Origin of the sequence: Microbulbifer sp. ALW1, from assembly GCF_009903625.1 — a bacterium.
Classification (GTDB): domain Bacteria; phylum Pseudomonadota; class Gammaproteobacteria; order Pseudomonadales; family Cellvibrionaceae; genus Microbulbifer.
Genome location: NZ_CP047569.1, coordinates 2,758,117 through 2,771,223, shown reverse-complemented (window position 1 = coordinate 2,771,223; position 13,107 = coordinate 2,758,117). Strand labels below are relative to the sequence as shown.

The following is a 13,107-nucleotide window of genomic DNA, read 5'->3' as shown; positions in this document are numbered from 1 at the left end:
ACCTCCAGAAATCAGTAGTTGACCTTGTCTTCCATCTCGGTACCGCGCTTCCACACCAGTACCTTTCGGACAAAGGAGCTCACTTCTGTGCCATCCTGCTTGAAACCACGGGTGCGCACGGTGACGATCCCCTGGTTCGGACGGGACTTGGACTCGCGCGCTTCCAACACCTCTGACTCGGCGTACAGGGTGTCGCCCACAAACAGCGGCGCGGTCATCTTGATGTCGTCCCAGCCCAGATTGGCAATTGCCTTCTGGCTGATGTCGGTCACGCTCATACCCACCATCAACGCAACGGTAAACGGGCTGCATACCAACGGCTGACCGAATTCAGTACCCTTGGCGTATTCCTTGTCGAAATGCGCGGGATGGGTATTCATCGTAAGCAAGGTAAACCAGGTATTGTCTGTTTCGGTGATGGTGCGACCCGGGCGGTGCTCATAAGTATCGCCCACCTTGAAGTCTTCAAAAAAACGTCCGAAGGTTTCGCGGTAGCGGTTTTCACCGACCTTTTTTATTTCTCCAGCCATACGGATTTATTCCACTGTTTCTGTTTTTTCTACGTTTGATACTACGTTCGCTACACGCGCCAGCAGACGGCGGGCGCTCTCTACGATTGGTTGATCGACCATACGACCATCTACCGTAACGGCACCGCCGTCGGCAGCCACGAATGCGTCGATTATTTTTTTCGCACCCTGCACTTCGGCTTCCGTGGGCGCCAGAGCAAGATGAATCGCTTCCAACTGACAGGGGTGGATCGCGGCCTTGGCGCTGTACCCCAGTGCGCACACCCGCCGGGTTTCTTCTGATAATCCCGCCGGGTTCTGGATATCCAGATAGGGCACATCAATACAGGGCAAGTTGTGGGCGGCTGCGACCATCGCCAGCTGGGAGCGGGCAATCAGCAAGGGCTCCCAGGCAAAGGTCGCGCCCAGTTCCGCCGCATAATCCCCACCACCGAACATGACAGCCGACAGTGCCTGTGAAGCGCATATCGCATCGGCATTCAGTAGCCCGCGGGGGCTCTCGATCAAGCCGATCCAGCGTTGAGGGCCGGTCGCCAGGGCCGCTGAAACATAACTCAGCTGCTGTGGTGACTCCGTTTTCGCCAGCATGAAAAAGGCAGGCCGGGGACAATCGGCAAGTACCTTCAAATCCAGATTGCAGTGCTCGCCGTTAGCCGCCGACACACGAATCACCAGCCGCTGCAAATCAGCCTGGCTGCATGTGGCAAGAAACGCGCGCACGGCTTCTCTCGCGGACACCTTTTCTTGCAGCGGCACCGCGTCTTCCAGGTCGATACACACCAGGTCGGCGCCGCTGGCCAACGCTTTAGCAAACCGCTCGGGGCGGTGCCCCGGAACGAATAACAGGCTGCGCGCACACCTATCCATCAGTGGTACTCCTCGCCCCCGGAGACATTCATGGACTCGCCGGTAATGTAACTGGCCTCATCGGAACACAGGAAGGCACAGGCCTTGGCCACGTCCTCCTGCAGCCCCGGACGCCCCAGCGGAATACGCGCGCGCATGTCTTCCATGTATTTGTCGTGGCCTTTGCCGGTCACTTCAGAGAAGTGCGCGTTCTGCCAGGCACCGAGGCCAGTGGTAATGTGATTCGGGCAGATGGTGTTTACGGTAATCTTCTCCGGGCCCAGCTCCATAGCCGCAGATCGGGTCAGGCCGACCAGACCGTGCTTGGAGGCGGTGTACGCCGATGCGTGGGGAAAGCCGGACTTGGATGCCTGGCTACCGATGTTGATGATGCGGCCACCGCGACCCTGGGCGATCATCGCCCGCGCCGCGTACTTGATGCCAAGGAAAGCCCCACGCAGATTGACTCCGAGGACGGTGTCCCACTTGTCGTCATCCATTTCTACAATGGGTTGCATCAGGTAGCCAACACCGGCGTTGTTTATCCAGATATCCAGAGCGCCAAAATGACGGCGCGCAAACTCTGCCGCGGCTTCTACCTCGGAGGGTTCCAACACATTGCAGGCAAAGGTGGCCACGTCGCCGCCGGCATCGCGGATTTCCGCAGCAATCTGCTCGAGCTCTTCGCTGGTTCCGATCGCGTTCGCGGGCAGGTTGTCGCCGGCCGCGGCGCCGATATCGGTCAGTACCACCTTCACACCTTCGAAGGCCAGCCGGCGCGCCATCATTTCCCCCAGGCCCTGCCTGCGACCGGCGCCGGTGATCACCGCCACCTTGCCGGAAAGCTCCGGGTACTTGCTTGCCAGTTCCGTCATCGCTAGCTCCTTAGATGCCTCAAATACTTTGGGTCAGCATGAATTTCGGGTTGTCTGCAAACTGCTGGAACTCTGCCGCGACCTTTTGCATGGTCTCGCTCGACACGTCTTCCCCCAGCTGCGGCATGTCGTTCACTTCCAGCAGCTCCACATACTGAAATGGGGCCGGCGCATCAGAGCCGAGCAGACCGGTGGTGCGCAGCACGGAAAACTGGGCAACGGAGGGCAGGCGATTCACATTGGGCAAGTCGGTGGTACGCGCCCACTCCTCGTAATCGGAGGCGTTCACACCGGGTTTTAGGTTGAAGAGGACAACAATCATGGTCATGGCGGTAGCCTCCCGGATACACGGTTGGTAATGGATTTCGAGGCTATGGTCACCCAATCAGCCGGGACCATCTTTGACTTTTGTCGTGTTGGCGGACACTTCACCGGGGTATACCTATGCCATCAAACTGGCATAGCTGACGGTTGTTGACGGAAACCGCCCGGCCATGTCGACAAGAGAGACAAAAACAAGGCTGCAACGATGGAAACAAGCAACAAAACCGCACGCGAGATCTACGAGGAAATCAAGGCCAACCCCGCCCGTAAACGGTTCGGCTTCGGCAGCAAGGCGGTACTGGTGAACGTTGACCCGCAAAAGGCCTACACCCGCACCGATCTTTTCAAAACCGCCTATGAAACAGATCCCAACCAGATGCATTATGTGAACGAACTGGCCAAGGTGTTTCGCGAGAAAGGCTGGCCGGTGGTGTGGACCCAAGTGGCCTATATGGACTCCGGCGAGGATGCCGGGATCTGGGGCACGCGCACGGACACGCCCGACTCCCTGCAAAACATCAAATTTGGCAGTGTGCGCAGTGAGTTCGATGACCGCCTCGAAATAGACCGCCAGCGGGATGTGATTTACTGCAAGAAAATGCCCAGCGCCTTCTTCGAGACCCAACTGCAATCGCTTCTGGTCTGGCACCAGGTAGACACCGTCATCATTACCGGTGGTTCCACCTCCGGCTGCATTCGAGCCACCGCGGTGGACAGCCTTTCGCGGGGCTATCGCACCATCGTGCCCGAGGAGTGTGTTGCGGATAAGCACGAGAGCTACCACTTCGCCAACCTCACGGACCTGTCGCTGAAATATGCCGACGTGCTGGAAGTCTCAGAAGTTTTCGAGTGGCTGCGCGGCGAAGCTGACAATAGCAAAGTGTGAGGTGTGCCGATGAAAGCTGATCCCGGTTTCTACGACTACTGGCCCTACCAGAACCGCCCCAAAATCCAATGGCCCGGTGGTGCGCGCCTGGCATTCTGGGTTGCGCCCAATATCGAGTTTTACGAACTGAACCCACCGGCCAACCCGCACCGCAAGGCGTGGCCGCAGCCCAGCCCTGCCGTCCCCGGCTACAGTATTCGCGACTACGGTAACCGCGTCGGCCACATGCGCCAGATGGCGGTACTGGACAAATACGGGGTGCGCGGTTCCATCTCGCTGTCCACGGCGCTGTGTGACCACCACCCGGAGATCATCGAGCTGTGCAAGGAGCGCGATTGGGAGTTTTTCAGTCACGGTATTTACAACACGCGCTATACCTACGGCATGTCCGAGGCGCAGGAGCGCGAAATGATCCGCGACTCGATACTCAGCATCCACCGTCACACCGGCCAAAAATGCGCGGGTTACCTGGCCCCGGCACTCTCGCATTCGGAGCTGACCCTCGATCTCTTCGCCGAGGTGGGCAGCGAACTGTTTGGGGACGACGCCGGTTTTTATACCTGCGACCTGTTCCATGACGACCAGCCCACGCCGATTAACCTGCGCAACAACAAACGCTTTGTCTCCATCCCCTACTCCCTGGAAATGAATGACACCATTGCTTATGTGGTCAACAAAGTGGAGCCACGCCGCTATGGGCAGATGCTCAGGGACAATTTTGACCGGCTGTACGCGGAAGGTGCTGAGAGCGGCACCGTGATGTGCATTCCCACTCACAACTATCAGGTGAGCTGCCCGCACCGCCTGCGCGCCTTTGAAGAAGCACTGGAATACATCACCGGCCACAGCGATGTCTGGGTGACCACAGGCCGAGAAATCGCCGAGCACTACCGTGCGCACTACTACGATATGGCGCGACAGGATATTGCGGAAAAATCGGGTTGGGCCGCGGCGGAGGTGACGGCATGAACGACGTAAAACTGGACCATTGCCATCTCGAATACCCCCTGCGCCGCCACGGCATGGACCATGACTGGTACGACTGGCAGATGCTGACGCAACGCTCCGCGGTTAGCTGGCCCAAGGGTAAAAAGCTGGCACTCTGGGTCAATGTCAGCCTGCAATTCTTCCCATTGAACCAGCAGGGCAAACCCTTCCCGCCACCGGGAGGCATGACCATGCCTTACCCCGACTTGCGTCATTTTTCCCTGCGAGACTACGGTAATCGGGTCGGCATATACCGCCTACTGAAGGCGCTGGACAAATACGGGGTGCGCCCCACCTTTGCCATTAATGGCGAACTTGCCCAGCGCACACCCTATTTGATGGACCTGCTGAAAGAGCGCGGTGACGAAATCATCGCCCACGGCTGGAACATGGACCGCCCGCACTACGGCGGCCAGCCAGTGGACGATGAGCGCGAGCAAATCCGCGCAACGCTCGACAGCCTGCAGGAAAAAACCGGGCAAGTGGTCAAGGGCTGGCTGAGCCCCGGCAAAGTGCACAGCGAAAACACACCCAACCTGCTCGCAGCCGAAGGTATCGCGTATTTTTGCGATTGGGTAAACGACGATATGCCCTACCCTTTCCGCACCGATACCGGCAACCTGTGGGCCGTGCCGCTGTCCACGGAACTGGAAGATCAGTTTATCCTGCGCAACAACCTGCATTCCGAGGCGTCTTATCAGGAGCAGATCGAGGATGCCTGCACATTTTTGTTGCAAGAAGCCGAGCGCAGCGGCGGCCGCATTCTCGCTCTGAATATCCACCCGTGGATGCTGGGACAACCTCACCGTATCGCCTATCTCGAGCGCGCCCTGGCCTTTATCACCGCTCAACCGGGTGTATTCAGTGCGCCTGCCGGTGAACTCCTCGGCTACTGCAAGCAGGCGCAGTAGCAACGCAGGGCCTTCCGTTGCGGCCAGCTCAGGTATCTGGCTGGCCGCCTTTCCATTTTGGCCAACTGCCTCCAAAACCGCGCTTCTGGCAAAAGATATAAAAAGATATATCATTAGGGCTTTCGCCCCTTTTCAGAAAACAGGAAAGCGCTGGACACATGGAAGCCGTATCCCAACTGTTTACCCGGCAGCAACTCAATTCGCTGTCAGAAGATTCTCACACCCCCCTGTACTTCCAGTTGTATACCCTGCTGAAGACAGCCATTGTCAACGGCACCCTGGAGCGCGGTGCGCAGATGCCCACAGAACTACAGCTGGCAGAGGGTTTCGGCGTTTCCCGTATTACCGCCAAGCGCGCCATGGATGAACTGGCTTCCGACGGTTTCGTGGAAAGACGGCGCGGCAAAGGGACTCATGTGATTTACCAGTACAAGCCGCGCCCGGTGAAGGCTCCACTGGTCGCCATGCTGCAGGAGATTGAGAGCATGGCGCGGCACTCGGACGTGAAGGTGCGGGCCTGTGAGCAGTTGCAACCGCCGGCGGAAATACGTGAGGCTCTGGGCCTGGCTGCCGGGGAGCAGGCGCTTTACCTGGAGCGTGTCAGGGCCAGAAACGGGTCTCCGTTTGGCCACTATGTCAGTTGGACGATCGGGCTGGACGGCAAGATATCTGCCCGTCAGTTCACCAAAACCCCGCGCCTGGAAGTATTCCGCGAGCACGGACTGGAAATAACCCACGTTACCCAGACACTGAGCGCGGTCGCAGCGAGCGATAGCATTGCCGAAGAACTGGACATCGCTCCGGGTGCGCCCCTGCTCAGCCTGACCCGGCGCTCGTATTGCAAACTAAATGGTGAAGAAAGGCTGGCGGACTATATGCAGGTGCTTTATCACCCGGACCGTTTCCAGTACCAGATGGATTTGACCGCGGACGATCTCAAGGCGGGCTAGCGTGGGCGTCCTCCGCCCACACAGGTTTGTTACCGACTAAGCCGGGTTACAGGCCCGCCGCTTGAAAGCCTTTGGGCAAACCCGCATCGGGGGTAAACCCGTACAGCGGGACTTCTGGTAACGCCTCTTGCAGTAGCTCGCGTGCAGCGAGCATTTTCTCAAAATCCACGCCCGTGCGCAGGCCCATTGCCTCCAGCAGGAAAACCAGGTCCTCGGTGACAATATTGCCACTGGCGCCGGGGGCAAAAGGACAACCACCAATTCCGCCCATAGACGCATCCACCGTGGTCAACCCGGCCTCTACCGCCGCCAACACATTGGCCAGGCCCTGCCCGCGGGTATTGTGCAGATGAATTCCGGTCAGCCGATCGCGCCCTACCGCCTCCTGGACACGGGAAATCATCTGGCGTACCTGTACCGGATTTCCATAGCCCGTGGTATCGGATAGGCCAACCTCATCACAGCCGGCATCGATCAATGCCTCCGCCATGCGTACCACCAGATCCTCGCTGACTGCCCCCTCTAAAGTACAGCCAAAGCAGGTAGACAGACTGCCTTCCAGGTGGGGACGCTGCTCTTGGGGAAGACTCCGCAACAGGTCGACCACACCGCGTACCTCATCGAGAACCTGCGCGTGGGTGCGCCGCAAATTTTTCAAACTGTGGGTCTCGCTGACCGACAAAGGAATCGTCAGCTTGTGTGCACCGGCTGCGACGGCATCCGTGGCGCCGCGCAAATTTGGCACCAGCACAGCCACCGTCAACCCGGGAATTTCGCGTGCAAAGCGAACAATTTCCGCCGTATCCGCCAGCTGCGGCAAAATTTTTGCCGGCACAAAAGAGCCGACTTCAATTTCACCAAATCCAGCGGCGGCCAGCGCACTTATCCATTGCTTCTTGTGCGCCGTCGACATGATCTGCGGAATACTCTGTAATCCATCGCGCGGACCCACTTCACTGATTTCGATATCAACTCTGGCCATTTGGTTACTCGCTCTATCGCCTTGCTTAAATGATCTATTGATATATCATACATGCAATTGCGAGGATAATGCTATTCCGCTACATCTCGCCAGCTTTGCTGGCGCTGCGGCACTGACACCGCTTACGAGCAAACATACGTGGGAGAAAACCATGGGTGATACCACCAACCAGCCCCTGCCATTGCAGAGCATAAAAGTCATTGAGTTCACCCACATGGTGATGGGCCCAGCCGCAGGGGGCATTCTCGCCGACCTGGGTGCCGAGGTAATCAAGGTGGAACCCTATCAGGGCGATAACACCCGCCGCCTGAAAGGTTCAGGCGCCGGCTATTTCGCCATGTACAACCGCAACAAAAAGAGCCTGGCGCTGGATCTCAAATCCGACGAGGGCCGCGCACTGGCGCTGCAACTGATCGACGGTGCCGACGTAGTCATCGAAAACTTCCGCCATGGCGCAATGGATCGCCTCGGATTCGGATACGAGGCGCTCAAAGAACGCAACCCCGGCATTATCTACTGCTCACTGAAAGGCTTTCTCAGCGGGCCTTACGAAAACCGAACGGCACTCGATGAAGTCACACAGATGATGGGCGGCCTCGCCTACATGACCGGCCTGCCCGACCGGCCACTACGCGCGGGCACCTCCGTGGTGGATATCACCGGGGGAATGTTTGGTGTAATTGGTATTCTGGCAGCCTTGCAGCAGCGCCAGCACACCGGTGAAGGGCAACGCGTCACCAGCTCACTGTTTGAAACCACCGCGTTTCTCGTCGGCCAGCATATGGCGCAACAGGCGGTTACCGGCGAAGAGCCCCCTCCCATGTCGGTGCGCCGCAGTGCCTGGTCCATTTACGATATCTTCCACAGCGCAGAAGGCGAACGGGTTTTTGTCGGCGTGGTGAGCGACACCCTTTGGCGCGCCTTCTGTGAGGAATTTGGACTCGACAGCCTGGCAGCCGACGAATCACTGGCGACCAACGCGGGGCGTGTAGGCGCACGGGAAACCCTGATCCCGCAGATTGAGGCACTGTTCGCGAGCCTCAGCAAAGATGACATGATGCAGCGACTGGACCGCGCGGGCGTCCCCTTCGCGCCCATCAACAAGCCCGCCGATCTATTCAACGACCCGCACCTCAACCACGGCGGCGGCCTGCTTGACCTGGAGTTACCCGAAGGCGGTAGTGCGCGCCTGCCCGCGCTGCCCATTGAGCTGGGTCATGGTAGCGAGTCCCGCCGCCCCGGTCTCCGCCACGACCTGCCAACCGCCGGCCAGCACAGTGCCGAGATCGCCCGCGCCGCAGGGTTAACAGATGAGGCGATTCACGACCTGATTGAGCGCGGTATCCTGCGCGATGAAGCTGGGGTACAGCAGCAAGAAACGGCGAACGCCTGACTAGCCTCCTGTGGCACTCTCGAACTCGGCCTAAAAAAATGCCGGAGCACAAGCTCCGGTATTTTTATTTCTGCGCTCTGAAAAGGCGGTGCACCGATGCGCGAGATCCTTTAGCGCCTGCTGCTCAACACTTCCCTAAGCGATTCGATCCAATGCGTTAAGGACGGTTGCCTGATCAATTGCAGGGTGGAGTGACACACCGCATCCATCGCAGCATCACTCACTCCCGCCGCCGTCATTAGTGTGCGGCACTTGTCGACAATATCCTCGCGCTCCAGTGGGTTTTCGGGGTCTCCCCAGGCGTCTGCGATTTCCACACTCCGGTTGCTGCCATCGCTAAAGTGCGCACTGACACGAGCTCCAAATTGCTGAGGGTAGGCCCCTGAAATAGCGTGATCTTCCACTAGCCGCACCTTGCCGCGCAACGCCGCCAGGTCCGACCGCTGCAAGGCACCCAAGGTAAAAGAGGACAACTGCGGCCGCCCGTCAAGCAGGCACACAGCAACACAATGTTGCAGACTGAATTGGGCCTGTAGCTGGTCCAGAGGCAATGGTCGATCACAGAAAGTCAGCGCATCGGCATAGGTGGCCACTTCAATGGTGTCGATGTTACGGACCTGTTGCGCATTCAGCGCCAGCGCCAGGGCACCATCAATCGCACTATGAGTATGCCGACAGGCGGGCCACGGCTTGAAGCTACAATCGAAGATCAGCCAGGGGCCCTCGGGGTCTGCGGTCACGGCGTGCGGCTGTGCATCATTTGACGTGGCCGCGTAAAGCCCCTGGGCGCCCTCCAACAGCCGACCCGGACCGCGAAAACCTTCCTGAGCCAGCATCGCCGCCATCACGCCGGTGCGGGCCGCCTCCGCATTGTGCAATTGCTTGCTATCGGTGGGCTCATGGCGCATTTGCCAGAGCCCGCCAGTGCGTGTACCCGCATTGCCCAGCGCCCACACCCATTGCTCCGGCGACAAACCCAGTAAGCTCGCCGCGGCGGCGGCCGCGCCAAAGCTGCCGCAAGTGGATGTGTTGTGATAGTAGCGGTAGTGGCCGCGGCCAAGGGAGCGGCCGATGCGGATCATTGCTTCATACCCAACCACAATCGCCTGCAGCAGTTGCCGCGCAGATGCGCCGACTTGCTGGGCTACCGCCATTGCGGCAGGTATTACCACTGGGCCAGGATGCAAGGTGGAGGTTCTGTGGACATCGTCCATCTCCAGAACATTGCCTACCGCAGCATTCAGCCAGAGCGCATCGGACCATGCATACCTATGTCCATCCACACAGAAGTGCGTGCCGGCAGTGCCGAAGCGGGAAATGGTTCTGGCCATTTTCTTACCCACAGCACTTTGCATGCCAAGAGTTGCGCACCCCACCCAGTCCAATAAATGCCACTGGGCACGAATAAGATCTGCATCGGTTGGAGTGCGTTGCAGCAGCTCAATAAGCTCAGTCAATAGCGATGACTGTGGGCGGTGTGACATAGATTACTCCACTGCCGTGCCGTTTAGCCGAAACGCCCAGGGATGCTCCTTGGCACGCGCCTGCTCAAACCGGGCAATGGCCTCATTTTCCAGTAGCGTCTGCGCAATGGGATCGAGGCCTTTCAGCAGCATTTCGCGAGCGCCGGCGTCCAATGAAAAGTCAAATTCCTCGGTGACGACGCCTTCGCACCTTACCCGCATGTGCTCCAGGTCAACCGTAAGGCGATGCCGCTGCGGGTCCGCCTGCACAAAGTCAGCAAGCCAGGCAATGGCCGCCGCCGGCAATACAACTGGCAAGACCCCGTTGCGAATACAGTTGGTGTGGAAAATTGCTCCGAAACTCTCCGCCACAATCGCGCGAATTCCGAATTCCACCAGTGCCCAAACCGCATGCTCCCGGGATGAACCACAGCCGAAATTCTCTCGTGAAAGCAGAATGGAGGTGTTCGCGTAGCCCGGCTGATTCAGAATAAATTCGGGGTTTGCCTCGCGACCACCGGGTATTGTGTAGCGCCAGCCGGCAAATAACCCCTCCCCCAACCCGAGCTTGGAGACCCGTTTCATTTCCCGGGAAGGAATAATGGCATCGGTATCAATATTGCGGCGCAACAGCGGTGCGGCCACGCCGGTATGGCAAGTGAACGCCTTCATGCCGCGCCCTCCTCGACAATGACTTCACCCTGGGTAGATTCCACGGCCTTACTGGCAGGAGCTTCGGCTGCGCGAATAAACCCTGCGATCGCAGAGGCCGCCACCGTTGCGGGACTGGCCAGGTGTGTGCGCGTGCCGGGGCCCTGGCGTCCCTCGAAATTCCGATTGGTGCTGGAGATCACACGCTTGCCGGGGCCGAAGGTTTCGCCACCGGCGTAGAAACACATGGAGCAGCCCGAATCCCGCCACTCGAAACCGCTTTCAATAAAAATTTTGTCCAACCCCTCTGCTTCCGCCTGTCGCTTGACCCGTCGGGAACCGGGCACCACCACAGCAGATACACCGGCCGCGACTTTCTTACCCCGGAGAACCTCCGCGGCGATGCGCAAGTCACTGATGCGACTATTGGTACAGGAGCCAATAAACGCGGCATCAATGGGTAACTCGGCCATCACCTGGCCCGCAGGGATAGCCTGATACTCCAGTGCTTTTTGTGCGGACTCCGCCTTCGCCGGCGCCAAAGAATCCATAAGCGGCACGCGACCAGTAATCGCCACTGCGTGTTCCGGGCTTGTGCCCCAGGTGACCATAGGCTCAATCAGGGAGGCATCGATGATGATTTCCCGGTCAAACTGCGCACCGTCATCGCTACGCAAGGTTTGCCAGTATTCTGCCGCCAGCTTCCAGTCGTCACCGCGCGGTGCGTGGTCGCGTCCTTCGAAATATGCCTGAGTTACTGCATCCGGCGCTATAAGGCCAGTAAACGCTGAAAACTCAACCGCCATATTACACAGGGTGAGGCGCGCCTCCAGGCCCAGTGCCTCAATGGCACTGCCGGCAAACTCCACCGCGTAGCCACTACCGCCGTCGGCACCGTGCGTGGAAATAAGATAGAGAATCAGATCCTTCGCGGTAACGCCGGCGGCCAAGGTGCCCGTAACCGTCACTCGCATGGTTTTAGGTTTGCGCACCCGCAGGGTATTGGTGGCCAGCGCGTGCTCGGCCTCACTGGAGCCAATACCCCAGGCAAGCGCACCCAATGCCCCAAGACTACAGGTGTGGCTGTCAGGGCAGACCAATGTAAGACCGGGTAATGCTATGCCCTGCTCCGGTGAGATAACATGGGCAATGCCCTGGTCCACATGATTTACATCGAACAGCTGCACCCCACTCGCCCGCGCCGCCTGGCGTGTTGCCACAATAAAGTCGGTGCCGGAAGGCATCAGGGTTTTGTCACCGCGGCCCGGAAAGGTATCAACGATATGATCCATGGTGCAGAACACCCGGGCAGGATCTCGTACCGAGTGCCCTGCACTTTCCAGGCTTTGCAGTGCGATGGAACCGGTGCGTTCATGCAAAAACACCCGGTCGATATAAATCAGGGAGTCACCGCCTGGTAACAGACCCACCTCATGGTCACGCCACAGCTTTTCGAATAGTGTGGTTGCCGTCGTACCGGTTGCAGCGACTGCGCTGGACAATGTCGTACTCATTCGATACTCAACTCCACCAGCTCATAGTGGGTTTGCATATAGCCCGCGACACCTGCGCGTAACAAAATATAGTTATCGTCCGCGGTCACCCAGACATCGTAAGGCGGGTGCTCCTCCGGTAAGTCCGCAGCGGTATCGGTCACCTGGAAATGTCGTGCACGAAACTCTCCCGCTTCTACCTCGATATCCTCTTCGCCGACATATACCAGAGAGAAACCCATAGGAAACAGCATCGGACCGGTAGCGCCGCGGTGATCGGGTGAGGAAAGCATCATGTTGGGGAAGTGCTGCTTTCCAGGCCCCTGCTGCAGGTCATAGAGCTTCATCAACAGGCCATCGCCAAAAATCGGATGGCACTGCATCCAGGCAATGGGTTGTTCAATTTCAATTTTTTGTGTGATGCGCCCATCGCGGTGATTGAAGGTTTCACACTCCACCGCACGGTCGCCAAACCGGAACCAGCCGCTGCCTTCAAAGCGATGCCCCACCGTCAAACGCACCGAGCAGTCTTTGGGTGCTGACGTTTTGTGATCGAGTGCCTGAGAAACATCGCGGATCACCGGCGGCGCATCGTCAATCTCACAGTGCGCCAGCAATACGTCGGTACCATCTGGCTGCTGGGTAAGGGTAAAGTATTCGCGCCCGCGCTCTTCGTTCATTCGTTCCGGTTTTTTGCTGGAGTATTGCAGTTTTCCGCGAATGGTGCGGTAGCCTTCTCTCGCCATGTTATAACTTCCTCAGATTTCACTTTTACAAGCGGATCGCGCGCGTTGTTTGTCAATATTTGGATAAATA

Annotated in this window: 14 protein-coding genes; 5 read left to right on the top strand and 9 right to left on the bottom strand. The window is 58.5% G+C overall.

Annotated features, from left to right (window positions below):
* Positions 1-11: 11 nt before the first annotated feature.
* Genes GRX76_RS11500 through GRX76_RS11485 form a run of 4 tightly spaced genes read right to left on the bottom strand, consistent with a single transcriptional unit; the run spans position 12 to position 2,579 of the window.
* Entirely contained in the window at positions 12-530 is a 519-nt protein-coding gene (locus GRX76_RS11500; protein WP_160153446.1) for a MaoC family dehydratase, read from the bottom strand.
* A gap of 6 nt (positions 531-536) precedes the next feature.
* Positions 537-1,397, bottom strand: coding sequence for a CoA ester lyase (locus GRX76_RS11495; protein WP_160153445.1), 861 nt, complete (start codon positions 1,395-1,397; stop codon positions 537-539).
* Positions 1,397-2,251 (bottom strand): SDR family NAD(P)-dependent oxidoreductase, encoded by an 855-nt coding sequence (locus GRX76_RS11490; protein WP_160153444.1) that lies wholly within the window; start codon positions 2,249-2,251, stop codon positions 1,397-1,399. The genes GRX76_RS11495 and GRX76_RS11490 overlap by 1 nt, the downstream gene beginning before the upstream one ends.
* 19 nt (positions 2,252-2,270) lie before the next feature.
* Complete coding sequence (locus GRX76_RS11485; RefSeq protein WP_160153443.1) at positions 2,271-2,579, bottom strand: REDY-like protein HapK; 309 nt, start codon at positions 2,577-2,579, stop codon at positions 2,271-2,273.
* A 201-nt stretch (positions 2,580-2,780) separates the two neighbouring features.
* Here GRX76_RS11485 and GRX76_RS11480 point away from each other — a divergent pair, with 201 nt between their 5' ends.
* From GRX76_RS11480 to GRX76_RS11465, 4 genes are all read left to right on the top strand, one after another.
* On the top strand, positions 2,781-3,461 hold the full coding sequence (locus GRX76_RS11480) for an isochorismatase family protein (protein WP_160153442.1): 681 nt from the start codon (positions 2,781-2,783) through the stop codon (positions 3,459-3,461).
* A gap of 9 nt (positions 3,462-3,470) precedes the next feature.
* Positions 3,471-4,430: a polysaccharide deacetylase family protein gene (locus GRX76_RS11475; RefSeq protein WP_160153441.1), complete on the top strand. Its 960-nt coding sequence runs from the start codon at positions 3,471-3,473 to the stop codon at positions 4,428-4,430.
* A complete protein-coding gene (locus GRX76_RS11470; protein ID WP_160153440.1) occupies positions 4,427-5,359 on the top strand; it encodes a polysaccharide deacetylase family protein in 933 nt (310 codons plus the stop codon). Before GRX76_RS11475 ends, GRX76_RS11470 begins: the two co-directional genes overlap by 4 nt.
* A gap of 158 nt (positions 5,360-5,517) precedes the next feature.
* The gene (locus GRX76_RS11465) at positions 5,518-6,309 is read left to right on the top strand and encodes a GntR family transcriptional regulator (RefSeq protein ID WP_160153439.1); all 792 of its coding nucleotides are present in this window, start codon (positions 5,518-5,520) and stop codon (positions 6,307-6,309) included.
* 46 nt (positions 6,310-6,355) lie between these two features.
* On the opposite strand, the gene GRX76_RS11460 is transcribed toward GRX76_RS11465, so the two are convergent.
* Positions 6,356-7,291, bottom strand: coding sequence for a hydroxymethylglutaryl-CoA lyase (locus tag GRX76_RS11460; protein ID WP_160153438.1), 936 nt, complete (start codon positions 7,289-7,291; stop codon positions 6,356-6,358).
* Between the two features lie 151 nt (positions 7,292-7,442).
* Here GRX76_RS11460 and GRX76_RS11455 point away from each other — a divergent pair, with 151 nt between their 5' ends.
* Positions 7,443-8,684, top strand: a complete 1,242-nt coding sequence (locus tag GRX76_RS11455) for a CaiB/BaiF CoA-transferase family protein (protein ID WP_160153437.1) — start codon at positions 7,443-7,445, stop codon at positions 8,682-8,684.
* Between the two features lie 110 nt (positions 8,685-8,794).
* Here the strand turns inward: GRX76_RS11455 and GRX76_RS11450 are convergent, their stop codons facing one another.
* From GRX76_RS11450 to GRX76_RS11435, 4 genes are read right to left on the bottom strand one after another with little or no spacing between them, the layout of a single operon-like run.
* Positions 8,795-10,168 (bottom strand): MmgE/PrpD family protein, encoded by a 1,374-nt coding sequence (locus GRX76_RS11450; RefSeq protein ID WP_160153436.1) that lies wholly within the window; start codon positions 10,166-10,168, stop codon positions 8,795-8,797.
* Between the two features lie 3 nt (positions 10,169-10,171).
* Positions 10,172-10,819 (bottom strand): 3-isopropylmalate dehydratase small subunit, encoded by a 648-nt coding sequence (gene leuD / locus GRX76_RS11445; RefSeq protein WP_160153435.1) that lies wholly within the window; start codon positions 10,817-10,819, stop codon positions 10,172-10,174.
* Positions 10,816-12,312 carry a 3-isopropylmalate dehydratase large subunit gene (locus GRX76_RS11440; RefSeq protein ID WP_160153434.1) on the bottom strand — a complete coding sequence of 499 codons (1,497 nt, stop codon included), beginning with the start codon at positions 12,310-12,312 and terminating at the stop codon, positions 10,816-10,818. The genes leuD and GRX76_RS11440 overlap by 4 nt, the downstream gene beginning before the upstream one ends.
* Positions 12,309-13,037 (bottom strand): hypothetical protein, encoded by a 729-nt coding sequence (locus tag GRX76_RS11435; RefSeq protein ID WP_160153433.1) that lies wholly within the window; start codon positions 13,035-13,037, stop codon positions 12,309-12,311. Before GRX76_RS11435 ends, GRX76_RS11440 begins: the two co-directional genes overlap by 4 nt.
* Positions 13,038-13,107: the final 70 nt, after the last annotated feature.

Bases quoted from the DNA above. Each gene is read 5' to 3' on its own strand.
- GRX76_RS11440 (WP_160153434.1), bottom strand. From the start codon at position 12,312: ATGAGTACGACATTGTCCAGCGCAGTCGCTGCAACCGGTACGACGGCA.
- GRX76_RS11460 (WP_160153438.1), bottom strand. From the start codon at position 7,291: ATGGCCAGAGTTGATATCGAAATCAGTGAAGTGGGTCCGCGCGATGGA.
- GRX76_RS11475 (WP_160153441.1), top strand. From the start codon at position 3,471: ATGAAAGCTGATCCCGGTTTCTACGACTACTGGCCCTACCAGAACCGC.
- GRX76_RS11455 (WP_160153437.1), top strand. From the start codon at position 7,443: ATGGGTGATACCACCAACCAGCCCCTGCCATTGCAGAGCATAAAAGTC.
- leuD (WP_160153435.1), bottom strand. From the start codon at position 10,819: ATGAAGGCGTTCACTTGCCATACCGGCGTGGCCGCACCGCTGTTGCGC.
- GRX76_RS11495 (WP_160153445.1), bottom strand. From the start codon at position 1,397: ATGGATAGGTGTGCGCGCAGCCTGTTATTCGTTCCGGGGCACCGCCCC.
- GRX76_RS11465 (WP_160153439.1), top strand. From the start codon at position 5,518: ATGGAAGCCGTATCCCAACTGTTTACCCGGCAGCAACTCAATTCGCTG.
- GRX76_RS11450 (WP_160153436.1), bottom strand. From the start codon at position 10,168: ATGTCACACCGCCCACAGTCATCGCTATTGACTGAGCTTATTGAGCTG.
- GRX76_RS11470 (WP_160153440.1), top strand. From the start codon at position 4,427: ATGAACGACGTAAAACTGGACCATTGCCATCTCGAATACCCCCTGCGC.
- GRX76_RS11480 (WP_160153442.1), top strand. From the start codon at position 2,781: ATGGAAACAAGCAACAAAACCGCACGCGAGATCTACGAGGAAATCAAG.
- GRX76_RS11500 (WP_160153446.1), bottom strand. From the start codon at position 530: ATGGCTGGAGAAATAAAAAAGGTCGGTGAAAACCGCTACCGCGAAACC.
- GRX76_RS11490 (WP_160153444.1), bottom strand. From the start codon at position 2,251: ATGACGGAACTGGCAAGCAAGTACCCGGAGCTTTCCGGCAAGGTGGCG.
- GRX76_RS11485 (WP_160153443.1), bottom strand. From the start codon at position 2,579: ATGACCATGATTGTTGTCCTCTTCAACCTAAAACCCGGTGTGAACGCC.
- GRX76_RS11435 (WP_160153433.1), bottom strand. From the start codon at position 13,037: ATGGCGAGAGAAGGCTACCGCACCATTCGCGGAAAACTGCAATACTCC.